Origin of the sequence: Paenibacillus praedii (assembly GCF_049725345.1) — a bacterium.
Classification (GTDB): domain Bacteria; phylum Bacillota; class Bacilli; order Paenibacillales; family Paenibacillaceae; genus Pristimantibacillus.
Map to the genome: position 1 here is coordinate 1 of NZ_JBMWAM010000019.1, position 23,498 is coordinate 23,498.

Below are 23,498 nucleotides of genomic sequence, written 5' to 3' on the forward strand. Positions count from 1 at the left end.
GTGTGGAGCTGACGAATACTAATCGGTCGAGGGCTTATCCTAAAAAAGTTTGCATGGACCCATACATCCGGCAGACAGCAGCAAAGGCTTTCAGCAGCCATTCTCTTTCGTATCCAGTTTTCAGCGTGCAAACGCTACGTTTGGTGGCGATGGCGGAGGGGAACCACGCGTTCCCATACCGAACACGACCGTTAAGCCCTCCAGCGCCAATGGTACTTGGACCGCAGGGTCCTGGGAGAGTAGGACGTCGCCAAGCACGAGAGACCTATCGCATGTTATGCGATAGGTTTTTTGTTTTTTCATGGCCAAAGGCGATCAAGGGCAATCTAATTATTGTTTTGTGCTGAATTTAGATCAACGAAATTGAATTAATTTGAGATCAGCCAGTCGTCCGACTGTCCATGACAGCATGCCAGCCCAGCGCCAATAGGACTTAGGTTCTACGGATCCTCTGGGAGCGTAGGACGCAGCCAAATAAGTCAAATCTATTGCCCTTACAAGGATTTTAGTTACAAAAAAAGCCTAAGCCCCTCGTGAGAGAGCTTGGGTTTTTGGTATTAACGCCGGTAATAGGATGCTTCTCGTGCTTGCAGTCGTAGTATGCCATCCTTCTGCTGCTTACGGAAGGAGAAGGATAAAAGCAACCGTGGAATGATAAACCATAGATGCCAGCCTACGATGCTAATCAGAAGAGATTCTTTAATCCAAGGGTACAAAAGCGCAATTGCACATAATCCGATCCAGAATAGATGCCGATGCACACGTCTGAACAGGATGAACTTAATGTCGTTAGCTGGCTTAAACCCAACCCAAGGCGGGCTTATTCCCCAGGTCCATTTCCTGTCGGCTGCCTCATCTACACGGATGAAGGTGAGCAAAATGATAGAAATATGTATCACCTGCACCACTACAAAGCCGAAGAGCCAAGCGAATAGACCATCCATTTTATAGACCAGCATAAGAAAAGCGAGTAATATGGCCAAGGTAAGCAAATGGCTTTGAATAAGCTCAGACCGAATTATTTTTCGTTTAACAAGCTGATACTGGTAAATTGTCGCATTTTGCTGATCGGATAATGGTTGGCGCATCAATGAACTTCCTTCCTTTAACTATTAACAAAAGCACTCGTTAAATATATCGGTATTTATTTGTAAATTGTCCATAGTATTGATGAAACATTTTTATAAATGTAGTAACCATAAGCCTATTCGGAGCATACGATGTATAAATATTTGAAATGGGCTATGAAACAAGTATAAATAGCTAGATTATGTGTCATAATAGTAACTATATAGGAAAGTAATAGAAAGCGGGGATTGTTATGAGCGATAATCGCGAGCATCACTGCGTGATATGCGGTCAACAAAAGGCCGAAGGTCAAGGCATTAGGATTGTATCCGGCTTTATTTGTGAGACATGTGAAGAAGAAATGGTTCGAACTGATGTGAGGGATGCGAAATATCCATTTTTTATTCATCAGATGAAGCAAATATTTATGGATAAAAATGCTTGAGCGGATTCTGGCGACAGATACTGCTCTTTTTTTATCCTTAATTCAGGTACAATAATAAAGGGAAATACGCTGTGGATGTTTCTTTTGAAGGGAAAGTGTTATATAAATGAAGCAATTTTATGCTCCTATTTTTAATGCGCTCATTGATCATGCCAAAAATAAGCCTGCAGGCTTCCATGTACCTGGACATCGTTATGGACAGGCTATGAGGCAGAACCTTCTGCTAAGCCATGCAACAAAGCATCCTGCTGACTGGTTTTCTTCCATTATGGAGCTTGATGTAACGGAGCTATCTTCGACCGATGATTTGCATCATCCTGAAGCTTCTATTAAGGAAGCTCAGCAGCTTGCAGCGCGCACATTTGGAGCGGAGGAAAGTTATTTTCTCGTGGGAGGGAGCACTTCCGGCAATCTTGCTCTGATCTTGACCGTATGCGGTGCAGGTGATTTGATTATCATGCAGCGAAATGTACACAAGTCCGTTTTAAATGGCTTAAAGCTCGCAGGAGCTTCGGTGATATTCTTATCTCCACAAATTGATCATGTAACGGGACTGGCGACTATTCCGGCTTTAGCACAGATCGAAGAAACGCTTCGAAAATATCCTAAGGCAAAAGCTGTGTTTTTGTCGAATCCTAATTATTATGGCATGGGCTACGAGTTGGAGCCTTACGTTGAGCTTGTACATAAATATAATAAGCCGCTCCTCGTTGATGAAGCGCATGGCGCACATTACGGGTTTCATCCGAAGCTGCCTCGGTCGGCATTGGGGGCAGGGGCAGATGCGGTTGTTCAATCTGCTCATAAAACTTTGCCCGTATTAACCATGGGCGCTATGCTGCACATACAAGGCGATAGAATGGAGCGAGATGGTCTCCGACAGGCTTTAATGATGATACAGAGCTCCAGCCCGTCTTTTCCGATTCTTGCTTCATTAGATATTTCCCGAGCAATGATCGATTCTCTCGGTGACAAAATGTTTGAGCAAAGCATAGTCTCTGCTGATTCTTTCCGTAAATGGTTAAGGCAGCATTCAACAGCCATACAGGAGGTTGATAGAATGTCAGATCGCTTAAGCTCTAATAAATCACCTGTCCGCTTCGCCGATCCTTTGAGGGTTGTCTTATACGATAGTACGGCTGCGATGTCTGGGTATGTGCTGCAGCGCCTGCTGGAGGAGCAAGGTTGTTACGCAGAGATGGCCGATCCTCGTTATGTTGTTCTGGTCTTTGGTATTCAAGCTTCTTTAGAAGAGAATAATAAACTGCAAGATGCCATACAGAAGATTAACCGAATGACTATTACACGAGCTGACGATGCTCCAGAGGTTCTGAATGAACCCAGATATGGCCATCCAGCTGCTGTGGGGGCTTCCTCAGCACCGGTATCGTTTGCGCGTGATCAGAATACGAATCGAAGCAGCGCACGAATCGACTTGAAGAAGGCTGTGAAAAAAATATCAGCTGAAATGGTTACCCCGTATCCGCCAGGTATTGCTATATTGTATCCAGGAGAAATCATAACACCGGCCATCATTAAACAAATTGAGCTTTTAGCTGCTGCAGGAGCAAAATTTCAAGGAGCAGCTGATCCCATCATGGCAACGATTGCTGTCTATAGCAATTAGAGGTTACTTTCCTGGCAGAGAGTTTGTCCAGCTCTGCCAGGGAAAAACACCTTATTATCTAAAATCCTCAGTAATACCTCGGTCCCCAAATAAGCTAGTCGTTTCCTATATCGCATGAAATGGAATAAGCCTATCCCTCGTTTTACGAATCCATCAACATCTCTTCATTCATGAGAAAGCCACTTCATTTATCACTGTCCCCAACTGCCTTTATTCTTAATCTTGCTTAGGCTGATCAAAACATTCAACCTGATTGTCATGTTTTTCGACCTAAATCGTTCCAATGGCTATTATATAATTAGCTCGTACCCAATAAGACATGACATCCCATACAAGCAAGCTCGGGAAGGAGGGGAACGGGGAAACAGCTTGGGAAGAGCTGAAGCAACGCAATCTTTAGCTATGTAAGCCACTGTGAAAACCGATTCGAGCAAGCCAGAGATGCAAGAACACGCGGTAAAATCTATTCAGACATTGGAGGGAGTCAATAGACACTATGAAGAAGAAGAGTTTTTCCATAATTATCGCCAGTATGCTGGCATTCGCACTTACCATAACGGGATGCGGCAATTCCAACAATGATCCCGGAGCAAGCGGCAACGAAAGCCCGACCGCCAGCACTGTTCCGGCAGGATCCTATGAATATAAAACGAAAGCGGAAGGTGATATCGTTATCGGTTTCTCGCAAGCGGTGATGAACCATCCGTTTCGTATTGCTAACGTGGAGTCCGCGAAAGCAACGGCTGCGGAGCTCGGTATTGAACTCATCGTTACCGATGGCCAAGGCGATGTGAACAAAGAAATCTCCAACATCGAGAGCCTAATCGCACGGAAAGTTGACGCCATCATCGTTTCCAGTCTTTCCGGCAAAGCAATTTACCCGGCATACAAGCAGGTTGCTGAAGCCAAGATCCCGCTGATCATCGCTGCTTCCGGTGTGCCAGACGACGAGAGTATCCCTTATGTGAGCTACGTCGCCACCGACGAAGTTACCATGGGACAGCAAGCTGCTCAATATATCGGGAAATTGCTTAACAACAAAGGAAACATCGTAGTTATCGATGGTGTTCCGGAATCGACAAACTCCGAGCTTCGCCGCCAGGGCTTCATGCCTGAAATCGAGAAATTTGCCGATATCAAAGTTGTTGCCCACCAATCTGGCGATTGGCTTCGTTTACCGGCCATGCAAGTCATGACGAATATCCTGCAAGCTAATGACGAGATCGATGTCGTACTGGCACAGAACGACGAAATGGGCTTCGGTGCTCTGGAAGCCATCAAAAAAGCCGGCCGCGAAAATGAAATCAAAGTCATCGGCATGGATGCTCAGAAAGAAGCTCTTGAACTGATCAAGAACGGTGATAGTTACATCATGTCAGTCAAAAACGAATGGTCGCTCGACACCGCAGTTAAATTAGCTGTAGACGCCGTCCGCGGCAAGCCGATTGATAAACGCGTCGTTCTGGATTCGCCGATCATCGACAAGGCCAACATCGACGAGTACTACGATCCGAACTCCATTTTCTAAGCCGAAACAACAAATAAGAACAAAGACACCAAAGAAACGACTATATGAGAATGCATACTATTTATTTTGATAATGGAGGTCATTAAATGTCTAATCCTAATTTTCGCTATGAAGATGTATTGCAAGATATTCCTGTAACCGAATACCAAGGCCGCGTGGAAAAAGCGCGCAAAGCGATGGAAAAAGAAGGACTGGACGGATTGCTTGTATGGTCCGACGCGGCCCGCATGAGCAACGTACGCTGGCTAGCCGACTATCGTGCATTCGACGGCGTGTTCCCTTACCCAGCCATGGTTTTTCTGCCGCTGGAAGGGGAACCGACTTTATTTGCTGAAGGCTCCATGGTGTCCTATGCCGCAGATGAAACGTGGTTTACCGATACGCGTGGTATCCGTCAGGAGTTAGGCAACTCAATCAAGGATTTCATGCACAAAAAACCGAATGCCAAAATCGGCCTGAGCGGTTCCAAATACCTTGCTCTTGAGTTCTATGAGCAAATCATGGGCGCATTGAATGATCCGCAACAGCTAAGAAAAACGAATATTATCGAATACCTCAAATCCATTAAAAGCGAAAATGAGATCCGCAATATGAAGGTTGCCGGCCGTCTAGCCGATCTTGGCATCGAGAAAATCCACGAGCTGCTTGCAACGGAGGGCCTCAGCGAGCGCGAGCTTGTTCGCCAGGCTTACGCTGCAATGTTCGCTGCAGGCGCTGATACAGTATCATTCGATATCATGGTTCAGTCCGGATCCAACTCTTCTGATTTCTTCCTGGCACGTCCTCGTGACAAGAAGGTCGTCAAGGGTGAAACGATCCTTATCGACATCGGCTGCCGCTTCAACGGCTATTCTTCCGACATGGCCCGCGGTGTAGGCTACGGCAATGTGTCTGACGATAAGCGCCGCATGCTGGATGCTTGCCTTGAAGCCTGGACCGCCGGCATTAGAGCAATTCGTCCCGGCATGACCGGTGCGGAAGCAGACGTCGCCGCGAATGAAGTACTTCACGATTACGGCTATCCCCATGCTTCCGGCGAAGGCCGCGGTTGTGCGCACTCCACGGGTATGGATCCGGAAGAGGAAATTCCAGTTGTAGGTCCGGACAGCCAGGATGTGCTTGTCGAGAACCAAACGATCGCCTTCGAAATTACGCTTATGGTTCCTGGCGTTGGCGGCACACGGGTAGAAGACACTGTGGTAATCCGCAAAGACGGAGCTGAGTCGCTGACTAACTTCCCGCACAGCTGCTACTGGTATCAAGATTAATCCGAAATCTACTAATTTATGAAAATTGGCTTTGCACCGCTTGTTGCGAGAACGGAAGCAGAACATGTCTCCTTCTTACATATGCTTGCGAAGCCTTTTTTACTCAAAACACAAATGCAGACCGGAATTTTACGGATGAAGGGGAACTTCCGAAATGGATATAAAACTGGGATGGAGAAACAGACTTGGTTTTACGATCAAGAGCCATCAAGAGGAGTCGCTGTTGCTGCTGTTAATCCTGATCATCATCGCGATCTCCCCTATTATTTCGCCTGATTTTTTCACGGAATACAATCTTTATAATTTATTGCGGCAAATTTCCTATACCGCCATCGTTTCGATCGGTATGCTGCTTACGATCCTAATTGGAGGCATTGACCTTTCTGTCGGATCCATCATGCAGGCGGTAGGCTTGTCATCGATTTTACTCATTCAGAATGATATGCCTGTTTGGTTGGTCGTCATTGCCGTCATGTGCATCGGGATGGGACTCGGGCTCATAAACGGGTCGCTGATCGTCTACGGCTTGCTTCAACCATTCATTGTGACGCTGGGAACCAAGATCGTTATAGACGGAACGACGCTGGTCATTTCAGACGGTAAAGGGATCAGCGGAAACGCGCCCGACAGCTTTCTGGGAATTGGAGCGGGGCATCTGGGGCCGATACCGATTCCAGTGGTCATCATGTTCGTGTTGATTAGTACTGGATCAATCGTTCTAAACCGAACGGTATTTGGCAGACAAATTTACGCTGTCGGTTCCAACCGGTTGTCGGCGCACAATTCTGGCATTAATGTGAATAAAGTTCAGCTTCTCGTATACATGTTGTCCGGTTTGTTCGCGGCAATTGCCGGTTTGCTCGTTGCAGCAAGAACAGGCGCATTCCAGCCGATCACGACGCATGGGGGCGCCGCTGGTATGGAACTGAACGCAATTGCAGCGGTTGTCGTGGGAGGTGCGAGCCTGGCGGGCGGAAAAGGCACCATCGGGGGAGCGTTTCTGGGCGCGCTGCTGTCAGGACTGCTGTTCAACCTGCTTGTCTTCCTGAACATGAATCCTTACATTCAACAATTTATTTTAGGCGCTATCGTTCTTGCCGCGGTCATTTTCTCCGCCTCCAAACGCAGAAAGCGTTAATCGCCAATCTTTAGAATTAAAGAGGGATAACATGATGAACAACGTGATACTCGAACTCAAAGGCATTTCCAAAAAATTCGGGCCTGTGTATGCCCTCCAGGATATTAGCGTGCAGCTGCAAAAAGGGGAGTTTCACGCGATCGTTGGCGAGAATGGGGCTGGCAAATCGACCTTGATCAAGATGCTTTCCGGGGTTCACCTTCCGGATGAAGGACAAATTTACTGGAACGGCAATCCCGTACGATTGTTGTCACCCCACGCGGCGCAGAGTCAGGGAATCAGCACGTTGTTCCAGGAAATTCAGGAGATTCCGGCGCTTTCTGTCGCAGAAAATATTTTTCTCGGTCGGGAGCCGAAGCGAATGGGCTTTATGCAATGGTCCGAGCTGTACAAGGAGGCCGAGAAACTGCTGCGCAGCCTGAATATTATGATCGATCCACGCGCTAAGATGGAAGATCTGCAGATTTCCGAGCGGAAAATGGTCGAAATCGCCCGTGCGGTTTCCGTCAAAGCGGAGCTTCTGATCATGGATGAGCCGTCGGCCAACTTGAACGAGGATGAGCTCAAAATTCTGTTCGATACGATCGCGCTCCTTCGTAAACAAAACGTGACGATTGTGTACATTTCTCATCGTTTGAGAGAAATATTTACGATGGCCGACCGAGTGACCGTTCTGCGGGATGGCAGATATATCCAGACGGTCAATATCTCGGATACGAATGAAGCGGGGCTCGTCACCTCGATGATCGGAAGGAAGCTGGAGGAATACTATCCGGCCAAAACCGTGGAAAGCGGCGATATTTTGCTTAATGTAAAAAATTTAAGCCTCCCGGATGGAGACCTAAGCAATGTTAGCTTTCAGCTCCGCAGGCGAGAGGTAGTCGGCTTGGCCGGACTCGCCGGTTCGGGTCAAGCGCTTGTGACGAAAATACTATTCGGTTTGATCAAGGGTTATACGGGCTCCATGGAGTTGGATGGAAAGTCTTTCGTCCCCCACTCTCCACGGCAAAGTATGGATGCCGGTATTTCATTCGTGCCTGAAGACCGGAAGACACAGGGCTTGTTCCTCAATCAAAGCGTAAAGGACAATATGTCAATCACGGCGCTGTCCAAAAATTTCGTAACCGGCGGCTTAATCAACAAGAAGAAGGAGCTTCGAAAGGCTCAGAGCCTGATCACGCAATTGTCGGTAAGGCCGCAGGATCCTTATAAACATGTCGGCAACCTAAGCGGCGGCAATCAGCAAAAGGCGCTGATCGGCCGCTGGCTGATCGACAAGTACAAAATTCTCATTCTGGAAGAACCGACTCGCGGTGTGGATGTCGGCGCCAAAATGGATATATATCAGGAGGTTAATAAGCTCCTGGAACAGGATTTAGCTATACTGATGGTATCGTCGGAGCTTCCGGAGCTGCTCGGAATGTGCGATCGTATCCTCGTGTTCTCGGAAGGGAAATTGACCGCCGAGCTAAGCAGGGATGAGGCGACGGAAGAAAAAATTATGGAATATGCTTTTCCGAGGTGAAACAGATGAAAAGACTAAACAACCAGCTTCCGTTGATCACACTTGTCATATTAATTATAGCGGGATCGCTGCTGTCGGACAGGTTTTTGTCCTTGCAGAATCTCATTAACCTGGTTCAATTCGCCGCTGAAACGGGTATCATTGCAGTCGGCATGGCGTTTGTCATCTTCACCGGCGGCATCGATCTGTCGGTCGGGTCGATCGTGGCCTTGGCCGCCGTCGTCTCAGCAAGCACGCAGCAAATGGGCGTTGGCGGAGTACTGTTGCTTTGTGCGACGCTCGGCGCTTTGATCGGTTTGATTAATGGTTTAGTCATTACGAAAGCGAGAGTCGAGCCGTTCATGGCAACGCTCGCCATGATGGCAATTGTGAGGGCGGTCACCTTGTGGATTACTAACGGGGGACCGGTTCTCAAGCCTGTATCGGCAAGCTATCAAGCTATTGCGGGCGAAGTGTTGGGCATTCCACTTCCTGCTATTTATCTCATCGTCATTTTTATATTCGGTTATATCCTGCTGAATCGCATGCCTTTCGGCAGACATGTGCTAGCAGTCGGCGGCGGGGAAGAAACCGCCAGACTGTTCGGCGTTAAGGTTGAGAACGTCAAGCTTGCGGTTTATACGCTAAGCGGCGTGCTAGCTGCACTGGCGGGTGCGCTGATTACGGCGCGGATCGGTATGGGCGAGCCGAGGTCAGGCTACAACTTTGAATTGACGGCGATCGCCATCGTTATTGTCGGCGGAACCTATCTGCTCGGCGGGCGCGGCACAATCGGTGGTACGTTCATCGGTGCCATGATCTTCGCTGTTATTTTAAATCTGATGAACCTGATGGATGTCTCGGCGTATATTCAACCCATCGTTCGCGGCTTGATTATCATCATTGCCGCCCTGCTCATTTCACGTTCGTTCATCAAATCCAAGAAAACGGCGGAAGCCACGTAATAGATTTACCAGACTCCTCCTGGACATGGCGATTAATGATGCTTGTCCGGGAGGATTATTAATAATAGAATGAGATGTAAGTGTTAAAAATGACTGAACTTTTCGTCATTTAAGGGGTTGCTCATGATGAAACAACTGTTGCGAAACTTAAATGACTATTTCTTTTCCAGCGTGAAGCGCGAAATGATGCTGATGGTCACAGCCACGATCGTTCTGGTCGTAGGGGCAATTGTGATCGTGACGTACAACGTCTCGATCGATTTGCAAATGAAAGACGCCAAAGCAAATGATGCTTCCAAAGTCCGGATTATCGGTGACAATATTGATGAAACCGTTATCAATATTAACCGGCTGATGGACAGTTTGACGCAGGATACGGAAGTTCAGGCACTGCTGGACAGCCCCTCCAAACTGCTAATCTCCGAAGTAAGGCAACTGGAGGACCACTTTCTGTCCAAGGTGATGTATTCCTCCGATATGTTTAATTCTATCTACCTCTTTGATACGAGTGAGCAGCTGTTCCATCTCAAATTTGGAAGTCGTACAAATGATCAAGAGCTTCTGAACTACAACAAATACCGCTACGACACGATTGGCAGGACGACTTGGCGTATTGACAATGGCGTCGTATACGTGGACAAAACCCTCCGACAGCGCGAGTCGCTGCGAACGCTCGGCTATATTAGCATTGAAATTAACAAGGAATATTTGCGGCACCGGCTTCAGTTGGAAGGCAACCGCTTTACTTATGTCTATGATGAAAACGGCGGCATTCTGATTGGCAGCCACGAAGACCGCGGACTGAACACGGAAGAACTGTTCGCCCAAGCAAAGCTCGAGCAAAATGGCATTTCCAACGTCGTCAAGATTCCGCCGTACCGGAATATGCTGCTCACCACCCATCTCTCGGACTACGGCAAGTGGCGGGTGGTTTCTGTCGTTCCCGTAAAGGAAATTGCTAGAGGACCGGAACTGATTGGATTGTGGATTGCTATTATCGGAATACTTGGCGCCCTCTCCGGAATCGTGATCTTCTGGTATAGCTCCAGCAGGTTGATCTCACCGCTTAATGATCTAAAGAAGCTGATGGATCTGGCCGATGTCGACAATTTTCAGCATCAGGCCGATATTCGGCGCCGGGATGAGTTTGGCCGGCTGGGCCGCAGCTTTAACCATATGATGCGTAAAATCAATTACCTCATTTCTGAAGTTTATCAGAAAGAAATTGCCCAGAAAGAGTCTGAATACAAGGCGCTCAAAGCGCAAATCAATCCCCATTTTCTTTACAACACACTTGATACTATCCGCTGGCTGGCGATGTATGGCGAAACGGGGAGGATTGAAAAGGTAGCCGTTTCGCTAGCCCAAATTTTGAAGGCCAGTCTTATGAATAGTAAAGACATGGTGCCGATTCGTACAGAAATGGAGTTCATTGACGCTTACCTCGCCATTCAGAAAAACCGTTTCGAGAACCGCATTTCCGTCTCGATCCATATGGACGAGCGAATCATGGACCTGATGATTCCGCGATTTGTTTTGCAGCCGATTGTCGAAAATTCCTTCATTCACGGTTTAGAGCAGAAAGTAGGAGAAGGAAAATTGATGATTCAAGGATCGCTCGGCGTTAATGGAGTAACCATCCGGGTCATCGACGATGGGGTCGGAATGGAGGAAGAAAGGGCGCAGCAGTTGTTGGAGGGGCGCAAGACGACCGCATTTTCCAGTACAACAGGAACCGGGAGCGGCATCAATAACGTGCATGAACGAATTCGTACGCTGTTTGGGGAATCTTACGGGTTATCTATCGACAGCTCACCAGGGTCAGGGACGATCGTAGAGGTGGCGCTGCCCGCTAAGCAGGAACAAATGGCTGTAACATGACGCAAGGGGGACGAATCATGTATAACGTCGTTATTGTAGACGATGAAATGATCGTGAGCCGCGGTCTCAGCGAGAAGATCGATTGGGGCCAGTTGGAATGCAACATCGTCGGTATCGGGAGCAACGGAATCGAAGGCAAAGAGCTGGTGGATCGTTACCGGCCTGATATTGTCCTTACCGACATTAAGATGCCGGGGATGAACGGACTTGATTTGGCACAGTACATGAAGGAAAACTACCCGGAGAGCGTTACGATTCTGCTCAGCGGCTATCAGGAATTTGATTACGCACGAACGGCGGTCCGCCATCAGGTGTTCGATTATTTACTAAAGCCTGTAGATCTGGACGATTTGAGGATCTGCATTCGAAAAGCGAAGCAGCATCTAGCGAGCATTGGAACGTCGACGAAGAAAGCGGAGCTCGACAAGGAGGTCTCGGAACGGAAAACAGCGCTGGCGGAGTCGGGTATTCTGCTGAACGTAATCGTGAACGGCAAAAAGGATATCGGCATTCTCGAAAAGAAAATGGACGATATGGGCATACTGCTGCGTAAGGGGCAAACGGTGATTTTTGAACGTTACGACTGTACGGTCGATCCTATTTCGGCTTCGTTGTACCAGTACGCCATTCAGAATATTGTGAGCGAGACGTTCGACAACCACAATATCCGTACTACGGTAATCAACCATGAAGAACAGAACGTCGCGGTTGTCAAATACAATCCTGAGATCCAGTCTGTTGTCTTTGAAAGCAGGTTGATGGAAGTAATTGATAGGTGCAAAAACAACGTAGACCTGTATTTAAAAATGAGCGTGAACATCGGTATCGGGAATGTTTTCGATGGCATTCAAGGCTTACATGCTTCTTATTTGAGAGCCAACAGCATGCTGCAGGATAATTTGTTCTGGGGGATGCACGAGATCTCAACGCGGACGGCTCCTGTAACTGGCAACCATACGATCATACATGTCAATCCGGCATGGTTCGAAGCGGTGAGCGAGGGGAAGGAAGAGGAAGCGTTGCGATACATGGAGTCATTTCTGCAGGAGACCAGAAGATACAAAAACAAAACATGCGCGTTCAACGCTCTGATGGACTTTCTGGTTGGTCTGACCCGTCATGTAACCGATAAAGAAATGAAGGCTTTCATCACGAGGACTATTACAGAAATGGCTGCAATCAGAACTTACAAGGAATACGAAGCGATGTTGTTGAGAACAATAGAAACGGTATGTCGACAAGCGAGAAGAGACTTCGAGGACATGAGCGCTTCTCTCGTCCAGCGCGTGCTCGAATACATCGATACACATTACCAGGAATCCTGGCTCAGCCTTCAATTGGCGGCCGAAATGTATCACGTGAGTGACGGACACCTGAGCCGGCTGTTCAAGAAGGAAACCGGCAGCAACTTCAGTGAATACCTTATTAAGAAACGGGTGGACAAGGCCAAGAGACTGCTGGACAAAGACCACCGCATGCCGGTAGCTGGCGTTGCGGGCCGGGTGGGATTCACGGACGCCAAGTATTTCGGGCAGGTGTTCAAGAAGTATTATGGCATGACACCTACCGAATACAAGGACCACAATGCCTTCAATTGATTAATTTTTTCTCTACGCTCCTGACCGCTTGATCCAAAGCGTCCTGGGGCGTGTTTTTCTGTGTTAAAGCGAACAGCAGCGAAGCTTGCAGGTCGCGCTCCAAAGCATGATAAGAAGCCGTGCGAGGCTGGTTGATGGCATATTCAAATTGCTGCTTCATGATGTCAATGGATGGATAGGCTTGCTTGAGTGTTGCTAAATCGATCATGTCGTTCCAGACCGGCAATCCTCCGGTATATTCGGTGACAATGATCTCGTTGCGCTTGGCACTCATCATCTCGACGAATTTCCAGCCCCAATTCTTGTTCGGGGAGTTGCGGACCAGACCGAGGGCGCTGCCGCCCGCTACGCTGGAACTTTTGAGCGACATATCGAAACCGGGGATAAGGGCCACCTTGATGTTGGAATAGTTCTTCAATTTGTGTGCGGCATAAGAACCGGCAATGAGAAAAGGCACCCGTCCTTTGGCGAATTCTTCTGCGGCTTTGGCTTCATTGACACGAACGGATATCGGATCGCTCAGCTGATCGACGTATATGGAGTTGACCATGAACTCAAGCGCTTTCAATCCGCCGCCCTGATTGAAAATCCATTTGCCATTTACGTCTTTGTACTGTCCTCCCATGGCATTCAGCAGCAGGGTATAGTCGTCCATCAAGCCTCTGGTGTCGTCCCATCCCCAAATGACACCGTGCTCGATGAGGTTCTTGTCCTTCATGAAGGCGACGGCATCCGTCAGTTCCTTCCAGGTGGAGGGCGGGGCATAAGATCCGACTTTGCGAAGAAGGTCCTGATTATAGAATAGAAAACGGGCTTCTATACTCATGGGAAACGCATACAATTCCGGGAGCGTGTATAATTCGTTGTTCAGAACTCGCTGCTCGTAGGCTAGCGGGATCGTGTTGCCTTTCAATTCTGCTGTAACGAATTTGTTCAACGGTTCAAGAAACCCTGAAGTGGCGAATTCTGGCGTCCATTCGGACTCCACTTGGACAAGATCAATATCGGAAACCTCAGTGTCGACGCGTTTGACGATCTCATCATAGAGTTCATTCGTCGGGGCGGCGAAGACTTCGACTTTTATGCCGTATTGCCGTTCGAATTCGGCGCCGATCTTCTCAATATACTGTTGATGGACATTATCGGAAATAATTTTCAGCGAAGAGGGCCGCTTGTCGTCAGAAGGCTGGGCCGACTCTGGCGCTTCTAGAGGAACAGATGTTGTCTTCGAGTAAAGATAAGATAAAGAAAAGGCGGTCGCAATGATAAAAATGAAGAGTAAGGAAGCTCTCTTTATACGCATCGTGTACCTCCTTCTTTGGCGGTTGGTAGAGGAGCGCCCGCGTTTGCTGGCGAGTGCACTAAGGAGATTATACTATACTTTCGTGTTCACATGTCCGTGAATGTTGGCTGAAGCAGGCTGGGATCGCTGATTCTAGCAGGCGGGGCAATGAATCGCAAGACAAACCATTTGTAATCATGATATTCTAAAGAAATGAATAGGAAGACGTAATGAGATAACGGAAAGAAATGACGGATTGGAGAAAATTAAGCTATGCCACGAGGATATTTTTTTTCAGCAGAGGGCGGCGAAGGCGCCGGAAAGTCATCGATTGTTACGATGGCAGGCGAGTATCTTGCATCTGCAGGTCTTGACGTCATCACTTCGAGGGAGCCGGGCGGAATCCCCATTGCAGAACAAATCAGGTCTGTTATTTTAGATACAAGCCATACGATGATGGACGGACGAACAGAGGCACTGTTATACGCGGCCGCAAGAAGACAGCATTACGTGGAGAAAATAGTACCTGCCCTAAATGCCGGAAAAACGATCATTTGCGACAGATTTATTGACAGCAGCCTAGCTTATCAGGGATATGCGAGAGGGCTCGGAATAGAAGAGATTTTGTCTATTAATGAATTTGCTATTGAAAAAATGTTCCCGGATTTGACGATTTACTTGGATGTGGATCCCGAAGTGGGGATGAGACGGATATATGCGAATGCGAACAGAGAGGTCAACCGACTTGATCTGGAGTCTATCACCTTCCATGAGAAGGTAAGAGAGGGCTATCTTGAGCTGGTTAGAAGATTTCCTGAACGAATCAAGCTGATTAATGCCAATGTAAATAAAGAGGACGTGTTTGAACAAGTGAAGGATGTGTTTAATTCATTTATCAAGCACCAATAATGAAGAAAAAGGGTATACTATTTTGACGTCGAATATTAAAATGAACGTAAGCATTTACAAATAATCCGGGATTAAAAAGGTTTTTCAACTGATATACCTATTCTAATAGTAGTCAAGGGGGAACGAGGATGAAATTAGTAATCGCGGTTATTCAAGATAAGGATAGCAACCGTTTGTCGAATGCACTTGTACGTGAAGGATTTAGAGCGACGAAGCTTGCGAGTACTGGCGGATTTTTGCGGGCGGGAAATACAACATTTATGATTGGTATTGAGGATGAGCGCGTTCATGAAGTGCTTCAAGTCATTAATGCGAATTGCAAGGTGCGTGACCAGCTCGTGACGCCGGTGTCGCCAATGGGTGGATCAACAGACTCCTACATTCCGTTCCCCGTTGAGGTGCAGGTTGGAGGCGCAGCCGTATTCGTTGTTCCAGTCGAACGATTTGAACATTTCTGAATGGGCGTGACATATAATGAAAATTGATCAGGGCTTTCGTCCGCTAGGACAAAATCGCACCAGCAGCGATAATGGAGCAAAGCCGGTTCAATCAAGAAGCTTTTCAGATGTGATGGTGCAGCAGGATGCGAATCGAACGCAGGAGCAGCTGCAGCAGAAGCTTAATGATATTCATAGACAAGGCGATCGGCTTGCGAAAATGATGACCGTTCGCGAATTGAAGCTGTATCGTCAGATGATCAAGCAGTTTCTAGAAGATACCATCAGACGGGGTATCGTACTCAAAGAGGTTAAGGGCTTTGACCGTAGAGGACGTATGAAACGGTATAAGCTCCTCGATGAGATTGACGCGACTCTTGTGTTAATGGCTGAGGATCTATTGGACAGCGAGCAGGGAAGAATCGATTTGCTGAACAAGATCGGAGAAATAAGAGGTCTGCTTATCAATTTGTTGTTCTAGTTAAGGAAGAGCAAGGAAAGGTTAGGAACGGCAATGAGTTTAGAACAAATTCCCGGCCAATGGAAGGCGCAGCGGATTTTGAAGCATGCCCTGGTGAGCGGTAAAATCTCTCATGCTTATTTATTTAATGGGCCTTCAGGAACGGGCAGAATGGCCATGGCGCGCGAATTCGCCAAAGCGTTGTTTTGTACGGCAGAAGGTTATGAGGCGTGCGGAAATTGTCTGGCGTGTCGAAAATTCGAGCACGGCAATCAGACGGATTTAACGATAATCGCTCCCGATGGCCAATCGATCAAAATCGACCAGATTCGAGAGCTGCAACGAGACTTCTCCTATCGCAATAGCGGTACGAATCGCAAAGTATATATGATTGAGCAAGCTGAAAAAATGACGATGCAGGCTGGAAACAGCTTGCTTAAATTTCTGGAGGAGCCTTTGTCGCCTGTTGTGGCGATATTGATTACGGATAATGGACAGGCCGTGCTTCCTACCATACGGTCACGTACGCAGTGGGTTCCCTTCCTGCCAATGTCTCCTGAATGGATGCTGCAGACTCTCGTTGCGGAGGGCGCGCCGCCGACTTTAGCACGCGCTGCGGTACAGCTGACTTCGGGTTTAGACAGCGCTAGACAATTTCTCCAACAGAATCAGTTTGCAGAAATCAGAAACCTAGTGATACAATTAGCTAAGGAGAGTTTGACCCGATTCACCGCGGCGATGATCACTGCCCAACAACAGCTGTTTAAGACAGATTTGGCAGAACACACACAGATGCTGTTGTCGTTATTGGTTATATGGTTTAAAGATTTGATACAGTTCCAGGCCGGAAGGCAGGACAACATCGTTTTTATAGATCAGTTGGAATGGATAGGCAAGCATGCTTTTAATCGATCGGCTGCAGGCTGGGTGTCCTGCATAGAGCATACACTCGAAGCAAGTAAGCGAATGCGTGCGAATGTTACACCACAGCTCGCATTTGAGCAACTATTGGTAAACTTACAGGAGGGCTAATCCTTGTATAATGTCGTCGGTGTTCGCTTCAAGAAAGCGGGCAAGATCTATTACTTTGATCCGGTCGAGCATCCCGTGGATAAGGAACAACATGTTATTGTTGAAACTGCGCGCGGTATCGAATACGGTAAAGTGGTGGTGGGACAGAAGCAAGTCGGTGAATCGGATGTCGTCCTTCCTCTCAAGAAAGTGATACGGATTGCAAGCGATGTAGATGCGAAGGTAGTGGATGAAAATCGCATCGCAGCGAAGAATGCATTCGCCACTTGTCTTGAAAAAATTAAAGGTCATCAGCTTAAAATGAAGCTGGTGGACGTTGAGTTTACGTTTGACCGCAACAAAATTATTTTTTACTTTACGGCAGAGGGCAGAGTCGATTTCCGCGAGCTGGTTAAAGATCTGGCCAGCGTATTCCGTACGAGAATCGAGCTTCGTCAAATCGGTGTTCGCGATGAAGCGAAGATGCTTGGCGGCATTGGTCCCTGTGGACGTGTGCTTTGCTGTTCTTCTTGGCTGGGCGATTTTGAGCCCGTATCGATTAAGATGGCAAAGGATCAGAATTTGTCGCTTAATCCGACTAAAATTTCCGGATTATGCGGACGTCTGATGTGCTGCCTGAAGTTTGAGCACGACAATTACGAAAGCATTCGTGAGGAGCTGCCGGCGATCGGTAAGATCGTTGTTACTTCATACGGAGAAGGCAAGGTTACAGGGATTAACACATCCACGAAGAGCGTGTATGTGCAATTATTCGATAAACCAGGTAAACCGAAAGAACTGCCGCTCGATGATGTTGTCATCAAGTAACGGCAGAGTGCGATTCTCACGGGTGAGGTAATACTCACGCATGAAGCTCTGGGGTGGGAACTTGGAGAAGAAAGATATTTTCATTCAAATGGATGAGCTGGATAACAGAGTCGGTGTATTTCATGCCGAGCTTGGTGCTATGAAGCAGAAGGTGAAAGAGCTGCTAGAAGAGAACAAACGTCTAAGCGAAGAGAACAACCAGCTGCGTCAGCTGTTTAAGAGAGAGGCGGAGCTTGAGCACGAGGTCGTTCATGCGTCCGCGGGCAGGAAGCAAGTGGCTGAAGGTCAGCCATCGCCGGATGCCGTCGATGATGCTTTTGCAGATTCGAGTGTTGCCATTGGTGAAGGTCATGACAATTTAACCCGCTTGTATCATGAAGGATTCCACATATGCAACGTATATTACGGGCATTTGCGGACGGAGGGTGACTGTTTATTCTGTTTATCCTTTCTAAATAAATAGTGGAATCCATATCGACATGCCGTCCTTGCCGCAAAGGACGGTATTTTTATTAAGGAACGGCAGGCTCGTGCATGGGGCCATATCGTTTACCAAAAAAGGAGCGGCTTATAACTTGTCAGAGACGATACATCTAGCAGAAAATGAACGGCTTGATGATTTAATGACTGAATCAGGCCTGAAAATTATACAGAGCCGGGAGGTGTTTAGCTTCTCTCTCGATGCTGTGCTGCTGTCTCGATTCGCCAGCGTACCAAAGTACGGGCGCATTGTTGATTTATGTACAGGTAATGGAGTCATTCCGATGTTGCTCACAACGAGAACGAAGGCGCGGATCGACGCTGTTGAGATTCAACCTAGATTGGCGGATATGGCGAGAAGAAGTGTAGCGCTGAATCAATTATCGGAGCAAATTCATATTATTGAGCAGGATTTGCGATTATACCCAAAGCTTGCGGGAAATGGCGTATATGATGCGGTAACGGTTAATCCCCCTTATATGCCGGTAACGGCAGGCGAAAAAAATGAAAATGAGCATTATGCGATTGCAAGGCATGAGATTCATTGTACGCTGGAGGATGTTGCAGAGGCTTGCTCTCGGCTTGTCCGTCCCGGGGGAAAGGTATCGATGGTACACCGTCCATCGCGTCTGCTCGATATCGTGGAAACGATGCGCAAATGGCGCCTTGAGCCAAAGCGAATCCAATTTGTTCATCCATATGCGAATGCGGAAGCGAATATGGTATTAATAGAAGCAATGCGAGATGGGAAGCCTGATATTAAGCTGCTTCCGCCAATTATGGTCTACGAGAATGGAGTGCAGATCGTTTGAATATACAGAAAAGCTTTGCCGAAGCGGCTAAGGAGGCAACGGGCAGCCTGTATTTAGTGGCCACGCCTATTGGCAACCTCGAGGATATGACCTTTCGTGCGATAAGAACGCTGAAGGAAGTGCAGCTTATTGCAGCGGAGGATACGAGGCAGACCCGTAAGCTGCTCACCCATTTTGAAATAAACACCCGAATGGTCAGTTATCATGAGCATAATAAGCGAGCAAGTGGTCCTGAGCTGATTCGCTTGCTGCTAGAAGGCCAATCCATTGCTCTTGTTAGTGATGCAGGCTTGCCTGCCATATCCGATCCTGGAGCTGATCTTGTGAGAGAAGCGGTCGATCACCATATTCCTGTCATTCCGATTCCAGGAGCGAATGCGGCACTGTCAGCGCTTATTATGTCAGGGCTTCCGACGGAACAGTTCCTATTTGCCGGGTTTCCGCCGCGCGAGCGCAAATCAATAACGAAGTGGCTGCAGCAATTAAGCACGCAGAGGGAAACTCTGCTTTTTTATGAATCACCGCATCGTATCCATAAAACTTTGGATGCTTTATTGGAGTGCTTTGGCGATCGGTCAATTGCCTGCATAAGAGAATTGACCAAGCGGCATGAAGAAGCCATTCGCGGGCAAGTATCGGAATGTATCGAGTGGTTCGCTGAGCATCCTCCGCAGGGGGAATTTTGCATCATAGTAGCAGGAGCTGACGAATCCGATGCCGCGGGGCTAGCAGGAGAAGATGTTTGGTGGTTAGAGCTTGATCTTGCCGCTCATGTAGCCCGTTATGAAGAGCAGTTCGGACGGAAGGAAGCGATTAAGAAGGTGGCTGCAGATCGCGGACTGCCGAAGCGGGATGTATATAATGAAGTAAATCGATAAGGAGTTTAGCGGTCTTAGCGGCTAGCTCCTTGTAGGAAAATATATAATAGCAGAAATGCAAAAATACGAATGCTGTCCATTAGCTTCAAAGCTTGTTTTGGAGTATAAAAAAAGACCTTCCTGGCCGGGTTCTAGCGCAGGAAGGCATCGAGGAATATGAAAAGGTTAGAATTAACAATTGGATAAGTACAGTATAACCTATTTTTATTATTTTGTCACAGGTGAAGGCATTTCAGATAAACAAACATGGCAAACAATTTTTCCTTTGAAATAAGATACGTTCTCTGCATTACCACAGAAGATACATGCAGGCTCGTATTTCTTCAACATGATACGCTCGCCGTCTACATAGATTTCAAGTGCATCCTTTTCGCCAATTCCAAGCGTACGACGCAATTCGATCGGAATAACAACGCGTCCTAACTCATCAACCTTACGAACAATACCAGTAGATTTCATCATAATATATCCGTGCCCCTCTCAAAATGTAATTCGTCATCGTTCGACATTGTTTTTGTTTTTATGATTACTATAATACCAACGATTACCATAATAGTCAAACTATAAAATTACTATAGAAAGCCTTTGGTATAAGTATTTGACTAGTCCTATGCGTCATATTACTCTGTAATAGAATACAACAGCTTCGACAAAATGGAAACTGAATAACGACATGATTCGACAAAAACAATGCTTTTTGTGTCGAAAATATGAACAAAGGAGTTGAGAGACGATGAAGGAGCAGCTCACCGAAGAGAAGGTGTTCAAGGATCCCGTTCATCACTATATTTATGTGCAGGATCAGACGATTTGGGACTTAATTAATACGAAAGAATTTCAACGCTTAAGACGTATTCGTCAATTAGGCACTTCTTATTTGACTTTTCACGGAGCGGAGCACAGCCGATTCTCACATTCGCTTGGCGTTTATGAAATTACTCGTAAAATTATTTCGCAATTCGAGCGAAATGGTTATCCGGATTGGCCGGCGGAGGAACGACTCGTATCGCTTTGCGCGGCGCTCCTGCATGATGTTGGACATGGTCCGTTCTCTCACTCCTTAGAGGAAGTATTCGACACGGATCATGAAGAGTGGACCTGCAAAATATTGCTCGAGGATACCGAGATCAACGAAGTGCTTCGCGAGGTGTCCGAAGATTTTCCTGCTAAGGTTGCTGCCGTTATTCAGAAAACGTATCCAAAACCCATTGTCGTTAGTTTGATCTCCAGTCAAATGGATGCTGACCGCATGGATTATTTGCTTAGAGATGCTTATTTTACAGGCGTGAATTACGGCACCTTCGATTTAGAGCGTATTTTGCGTGTACTGCGGCCTTATAAAGGAAAAATTGTGGTGAAGGAAAGCGGGATGCACGCAGTTGAGCATTATTTAATGTCGCGATATCAGATGTATTGGCAGATTTACTTCCATCCGGTAACTAGAAGCTCTGAGATTATTTTACGGCAAATATTTCGTAGAGCGCAGGAGCTTTACGGGGGTGGTTATGCCTTTGAATGGTTGCCAAGCCCGCTAAAAGGCCTGCTGCAAAATAAAATGAACGTACATGATTATTTGAAGCTGGATGAGGCGCTTGTTCAGACGGTGTTCATGCAGTGGTCGGAGGAGAGCGACTCATTGCTGAGCGATTTATGCGACAGGTTTTTGAATCGCAAATTATATAAGTACATAACCATCGATAACCCGGATGAAACGTTATTAAATGAAATAAGCGATTGCTTTTCTTCTATAGGAATGAGTCCGGATTATCATATAGAGATCGACTTTCCCTTTGACCTGCCATATGACGTATATCGACCGGATAAAAAAGAAGGCGAAAAGAAAGAAAAAGCGCCGATTTTGTTGCTTCAAGGGGAGGATGAGATCAGCGAAATATCCACCAAATCCGACATTGTTCGCTCGATTACGGGACTTCATCAAGGGGAATACCATTTATACTATCCGGAGGAGCTACTGCGCGCATCCATACATTTGCTGCCTATGTCGATCAAAAAAATATTTAAATTAGATTAAAGGAGCCTAACATTAACATGACACAGCTGTTTGATACGCATACACATATGGATTCCTACAAGTTTGATGAAGATCGTGAGGAGGCTATCCAGCGAGCGAGAGACGCTGGCGTTCATATGCTTGTCAATATTGGCTTTAACCGTGAGACAATCCCAACGACCATGGCGCTTGCTGAACAGTACGATTTTGTTTATGCGGCGGTTGGCTGGCATCCGGTGGACAGCATCGATATGCTCCCGGAGGATTTAGATTGGATCGAGCGCTTATGCGCGCATAAGAAGGTCGTAGCTATCGGTGAGATCGGACTTGATTATCATTGGGATACCTCACCTAAGGACGTTCAACAGCGGGTCTTTCGTGAACAAATCCGGCTGGCTAAAAGGCTTGGCAAGCCGATCGTCATCCATAATCGCGATGCGCATGAGGATATCGTTCGTATATTGCGGGAGGAAAAGGCTTCTGAGGTTGGCGGCGTTATGCATTGTTTTTCAGGAAGCTGGGAGACGGCCAAGCTATGCCTCGATATGAACTTTTATATTTCGTTTGGGGGTCCTGTGACCTTCAAAAATGCACGCGTTCCCAAAGAGGTGCTTAAGCAGGTTCCGCTTGACCGAATTTTGATCGAAACCGATGCTCCTTATTTGGCGCCTCATCCGTTCCGCGGGAAGAGAAATGAGACCGCTTATGTGTCTTTAGTCGCAGAGACAGCGGCTGAAATTTTAGGCAAAACGGTTGAAGAGATAGGGACAATAACAACTGAAAATGGAAAAAAATGTTTTGGAATTGTCTAATATCACATGAAATGAAGAGAAATTAAGACCTTTATCAAGTAAAAAGTGATTTTTATCCCGAAAATCGCTTAATTTTTCGGTCATTATCCACCTTTTTCGCTTAAATCGTCTTTTATCGTATCTTTACAATTGACCATGGATGAGGGTATGATTCATCTCAGAGCATTAAACTTTTGTATTGGATTTCCAGTTTGCGCTTAATCTCCATTCGGAGAGCGGGGGAACCAAATGCGGAGAAAATCGACCGCATTTTGAATTCTTCAGGGGTGAATTTCGGAGCCTTTGCCATGAGCATTGCGTTTCGACTAGGGCGACTCTCTTGTCCGAACCCGTCAGCTAACCTCGTAAGCGTTCATAGAGAGTGATCAACCTCGTGCATCCATTTTTATCTGTATCCCAGAGCGTCAGCTACCCGGGAAGCCACGAAACAGATCCTCTGTCGACGGCTTCTTTTTTATTTTCGAATAATCGGGATGCAGTTGACATAGGGTGAAAATGGAGGTGGAAGATCAATAGAATTGCTGGAGTGCGTGCTTGCACGCCAAAATACTATAGT

General features: G+C 47.0%; 22 protein-coding genes, 1 rRNA gene and 1 riboswitch. Of the genes, 20 read left to right on the forward strand and 3 right to left on the reverse strand.

The features are described 5' to 3' along the window. Positions 1-139: 139 nt before the first annotated feature. A 5S ribosomal RNA gene (gene rrf, locus ACO9K6_RS16200) occupies positions 140-256 on the forward strand. A 301-nt stretch (positions 257-557) separates the two neighbouring features. On the opposite strand, the gene ACO9K6_RS16205 is transcribed toward rrf, so the two are convergent. Beyond that, positions 558-1,088: a transposase gene (locus ACO9K6_RS16205; RefSeq protein WP_424768589.1), complete on the reverse strand. Its 531-nt coding sequence runs from the start codon at positions 1,086-1,088 to the stop codon at positions 558-560. Positions 1,089-1,321: 233 nt separating this feature from the next. On the opposite strand from ACO9K6_RS16205, the gene ACO9K6_RS16210 reads away from it, so the two are divergent. The 9 genes from ACO9K6_RS16210 to ACO9K6_RS16250 all read left to right on the forward strand — a co-directional run bounded on the left by ACO9K6_RS16210 (position 1,322) and on the right by ACO9K6_RS16250 (position 13,022). Then, on the forward strand, positions 1,322-1,513 hold the full coding sequence (locus ACO9K6_RS16210) for a sigma factor G inhibitor Gin (RefSeq protein WP_424768590.1): 192 nt from the start codon (positions 1,322-1,324) through the stop codon (positions 1,511-1,513). A gap of 106 nt (positions 1,514-1,619) precedes the next feature. Continuing rightward, the gene (locus ACO9K6_RS16215) at positions 1,620-3,140 is read left to right on the forward strand and encodes an aminotransferase class I/II-fold pyridoxal phosphate-dependent enzyme (RefSeq protein ID WP_424768591.1); all 1,521 of its coding nucleotides are present in this window, start codon (positions 1,620-1,622) and stop codon (positions 3,138-3,140) included. Between the two features lie 496 nt (positions 3,141-3,636). Beyond that, positions 3,637-4,668 (forward strand): substrate-binding domain-containing protein, encoded by a 1,032-nt coding sequence (locus tag ACO9K6_RS16220; RefSeq protein ID WP_424768592.1) that lies wholly within the window; start codon positions 3,637-3,639, stop codon positions 4,666-4,668. Between the two features lie 86 nt (positions 4,669-4,754). Continuing rightward, positions 4,755-5,936 (forward strand): M24 family metallopeptidase, encoded by a 1,182-nt coding sequence (locus ACO9K6_RS16225; RefSeq protein ID WP_424768593.1) that lies wholly within the window; start codon positions 4,755-4,757, stop codon positions 5,934-5,936. A 154-nt stretch (positions 5,937-6,090) separates the two neighbouring features. Continuing rightward, positions 6,091-7,074, forward strand: a complete 984-nt coding sequence (locus ACO9K6_RS16230) for an ABC transporter permease (protein WP_424768594.1) — start codon at positions 6,091-6,093, stop codon at positions 7,072-7,074. A gap of 31 nt (positions 7,075-7,105) precedes the next feature. Then, complete coding sequence (locus ACO9K6_RS16235; protein WP_424768595.1) at positions 7,106-8,599, forward strand: sugar ABC transporter ATP-binding protein; 1,494 nt, start codon at positions 7,106-7,108, stop codon at positions 8,597-8,599. 5 nt (positions 8,600-8,604) lie between these two features. Next, positions 8,605-9,543, forward strand: a complete 939-nt coding sequence (locus ACO9K6_RS16240) for an ABC transporter permease (protein WP_424768596.1) — start codon at positions 8,605-8,607, stop codon at positions 9,541-9,543. Between the two features lie 126 nt (positions 9,544-9,669). Next, the gene (locus ACO9K6_RS16245) at positions 9,670-11,424 is read left to right on the forward strand and encodes a sensor histidine kinase (RefSeq protein ID WP_424768597.1); all 1,755 of its coding nucleotides are present in this window, start codon (positions 9,670-9,672) and stop codon (positions 11,422-11,424) included. Positions 11,425-11,441: 17 nt separating this feature from the next. Continuing rightward, positions 11,442-13,022 carry a helix-turn-helix domain-containing protein gene (locus ACO9K6_RS16250; protein WP_424768598.1) on the forward strand — a complete coding sequence of 527 codons (1,581 nt, stop codon included), beginning with the start codon at positions 11,442-11,444 and terminating at the stop codon, positions 13,020-13,022. On the opposite strand, the gene ACO9K6_RS16255 is transcribed toward ACO9K6_RS16250, so the two are convergent. Beyond that, the gene (locus ACO9K6_RS16255) at positions 13,015-14,325 is read right to left on the reverse strand and encodes an extracellular solute-binding protein (RefSeq protein WP_424768599.1); all 1,311 of its coding nucleotides are present in this window, start codon (positions 14,323-14,325) and stop codon (positions 13,015-13,017) included. The two genes, ACO9K6_RS16250 and ACO9K6_RS16255, sit on opposite strands and share 8 nt — an antisense overlap. A 252-nt stretch (positions 14,326-14,577) precedes the next feature. Between ACO9K6_RS16255 and tmk the strand changes: the two genes are divergently transcribed. The 8 genes from tmk to rsmI all read left to right on the forward strand — a co-directional run bounded on the left by tmk (position 14,578) and on the right by rsmI (position 20,119). Continuing rightward, the gene (gene tmk, locus ACO9K6_RS16260; RefSeq protein ID WP_424768600.1) at positions 14,578-15,213 is read left to right on the forward strand and encodes a dTMP kinase; all 636 of its coding nucleotides are present in this window, start codon (positions 14,578-14,580) and stop codon (positions 15,211-15,213) included. A gap of 128 nt (positions 15,214-15,341) precedes the next feature. Beyond that, the gene (locus tag ACO9K6_RS16265) at positions 15,342-15,671 is read left to right on the forward strand and encodes a cyclic-di-AMP receptor (RefSeq protein WP_056634702.1); all 330 of its coding nucleotides are present in this window, start codon (positions 15,342-15,344) and stop codon (positions 15,669-15,671) included. 16 nt (positions 15,672-15,687) lie between these two features. Next, positions 15,688-16,131, forward strand: coding sequence for a YaaR family protein (locus tag ACO9K6_RS16270; protein WP_424768601.1), 444 nt, complete (start codon positions 15,688-15,690; stop codon positions 16,129-16,131). Positions 16,132-16,164: 33 nt separating this feature from the next. Next, positions 16,165-17,142 carry a DNA polymerase III subunit delta' gene (holB, locus tag ACO9K6_RS16275; protein WP_424768602.1) on the forward strand — a complete coding sequence of 326 codons (978 nt, stop codon included), beginning with the start codon at positions 16,165-16,167 and terminating at the stop codon, positions 17,140-17,142. Between the two features lie 3 nt (positions 17,143-17,145). Continuing rightward, positions 17,146-17,949, forward strand: a complete 804-nt coding sequence (locus tag ACO9K6_RS16280) for a PSP1 domain-containing protein (protein ID WP_424768603.1) — start codon at positions 17,146-17,148, stop codon at positions 17,947-17,949. A 61-nt stretch (positions 17,950-18,010) separates the two neighbouring features. Further along, the gene (locus ACO9K6_RS16285; RefSeq protein ID WP_424768663.1) at positions 18,011-18,412 is read left to right on the forward strand and encodes an initiation-control protein YabA; all 402 of its coding nucleotides are present in this window, start codon (positions 18,011-18,013) and stop codon (positions 18,410-18,412) included. Positions 18,413-18,572: 160 nt separating this feature from the next. Then, positions 18,573-19,241 carry a tRNA1(Val) (adenine(37)-N6)-methyltransferase gene (locus ACO9K6_RS16290; protein WP_424768664.1) on the forward strand — a complete coding sequence of 223 codons (669 nt, stop codon included), beginning with the start codon at positions 18,573-18,575 and terminating at the stop codon, positions 19,239-19,241. Continuing rightward, complete coding sequence (rsmI, locus tag ACO9K6_RS16295; RefSeq protein WP_424768604.1) at positions 19,238-20,119, forward strand: 16S rRNA (cytidine(1402)-2'-O)-methyltransferase; 882 nt, start codon at positions 19,238-19,240, stop codon at positions 20,117-20,119. Before ACO9K6_RS16290 ends, rsmI begins: the two co-directional genes overlap by 4 nt. Before the next feature lie 207 nt (positions 20,120-20,326). Here the strand turns inward: rsmI and ACO9K6_RS16300 are convergent, their stop codons facing one another. Continuing rightward, positions 20,327-20,581, reverse strand: a complete 255-nt coding sequence (locus ACO9K6_RS16300) for an AbrB/MazE/SpoVT family DNA-binding domain-containing protein (RefSeq protein WP_424768605.1) — start codon at positions 20,579-20,581, stop codon at positions 20,327-20,329. A gap of 271 nt (positions 20,582-20,852) precedes the next feature. On the opposite strand from ACO9K6_RS16300, the gene ACO9K6_RS16305 reads away from it, so the two are divergent. Both ACO9K6_RS16305 and ACO9K6_RS16310 read left to right on the forward strand, forming a co-directional pair. Beyond that, the gene (locus ACO9K6_RS16305) at positions 20,853-22,151 is read left to right on the forward strand and encodes an HD domain-containing protein (RefSeq protein ID WP_424768606.1); all 1,299 of its coding nucleotides are present in this window, start codon (positions 20,853-20,855) and stop codon (positions 22,149-22,151) included. Between the two features lie 17 nt (positions 22,152-22,168). Beyond that, the gene (locus tag ACO9K6_RS16310) at positions 22,169-22,942 is read left to right on the forward strand and encodes a TatD family hydrolase (protein WP_424768607.1); all 774 of its coding nucleotides are present in this window, start codon (positions 22,169-22,171) and stop codon (positions 22,940-22,942) included. A 184-nt stretch (positions 22,943-23,126) separates the two neighbouring features. After that, positions 23,127-23,309: riboswitch (cyclic di-AMP (ydaO/yuaA leader) on the forward strand. Positions 23,310-23,498 lie beyond the last annotated feature (189 nt).

What these genes read in the sequence shown, in the direction of transcription:
- ACO9K6_RS16245 (WP_424768597.1), top strand. Translation starts at nt 9,670, where the DNA reads ATGAAACAACTGTTGCGAAACTTAAATGACTATTTCTTTTCCAGCGTG.
- ACO9K6_RS16210 (WP_424768590.1), top strand. Translation starts at nt 1,322, where the DNA reads ATGAGCGATAATCGCGAGCATCACTGCGTGATATGCGGTCAACAAAAG.
- ACO9K6_RS16230 (WP_424768594.1), top strand. Translation starts at nt 6,091, where the DNA reads ATGGATATAAAACTGGGATGGAGAAACAGACTTGGTTTTACGATCAAG.
- ACO9K6_RS16220 (WP_424768592.1), top strand. Translation starts at nt 3,637, where the DNA reads ATGAAGAAGAAGAGTTTTTCCATAATTATCGCCAGTATGCTGGCATTC.
- ACO9K6_RS16235 (WP_424768595.1), top strand. Translation starts at nt 7,106, where the DNA reads ATGATGAACAACGTGATACTCGAACTCAAAGGCATTTCCAAAAAATTC.
- ACO9K6_RS16270 (WP_424768601.1), top strand. Translation starts at nt 15,688, where the DNA reads ATGAAAATTGATCAGGGCTTTCGTCCGCTAGGACAAAATCGCACCAGC.
- ACO9K6_RS16290 (WP_424768664.1), top strand. Translation starts at nt 18,573, where the DNA reads ATGACTGAATCAGGCCTGAAAATTATACAGAGCCGGGAGGTGTTTAGC.
- ACO9K6_RS16225 (WP_424768593.1), top strand. Translation starts at nt 4,755, where the DNA reads ATGTCTAATCCTAATTTTCGCTATGAAGATGTATTGCAAGATATTCCT.
- holB (WP_424768602.1), top strand. Translation starts at nt 16,165, where the DNA reads ATGAGTTTAGAACAAATTCCCGGCCAATGGAAGGCGCAGCGGATTTTG.
- ACO9K6_RS16300 (WP_424768605.1), bottom strand. Translation starts at nt 20,581, where the DNA reads ATGATGAAATCTACTGGTATTGTTCGTAAGGTTGATGAGTTAGGACGC.
- ACO9K6_RS16205 (WP_424768589.1), bottom strand. Translation starts at nt 1,088, where the DNA reads ATGCGCCAACCATTATCCGATCAGCAAAATGCGACAATTTACCAGTAT.
- ACO9K6_RS16250 (WP_424768598.1), top strand. Translation starts at nt 11,442, where the DNA reads ATGTATAACGTCGTTATTGTAGACGATGAAATGATCGTGAGCCGCGGT.
- ACO9K6_RS16305 (WP_424768606.1), top strand. Translation starts at nt 20,853, where the DNA reads ATGAAGGAGCAGCTCACCGAAGAGAAGGTGTTCAAGGATCCCGTTCAT.
- ACO9K6_RS16310 (WP_424768607.1), top strand. Translation starts at nt 22,169, where the DNA reads ATGACACAGCTGTTTGATACGCATACACATATGGATTCCTACAAGTTT.
- ACO9K6_RS16215 (WP_424768591.1), top strand. Translation starts at nt 1,620, where the DNA reads ATGAAGCAATTTTATGCTCCTATTTTTAATGCGCTCATTGATCATGCC.
- ACO9K6_RS16255 (WP_424768599.1), bottom strand. Translation starts at nt 14,325, where the DNA reads ATGCGTATAAAGAGAGCTTCCTTACTCTTCATTTTTATCATTGCGACC.
- ACO9K6_RS16265 (WP_056634702.1), top strand. Translation starts at nt 15,342, where the DNA reads ATGAAATTAGTAATCGCGGTTATTCAAGATAAGGATAGCAACCGTTTG.
- tmk (WP_424768600.1), top strand. Translation starts at nt 14,578, where the DNA reads ATGCCACGAGGATATTTTTTTTCAGCAGAGGGCGGCGAAGGCGCCGGA.
- ACO9K6_RS16240 (WP_424768596.1), top strand. Translation starts at nt 8,605, where the DNA reads ATGAAAAGACTAAACAACCAGCTTCCGTTGATCACACTTGTCATATTA.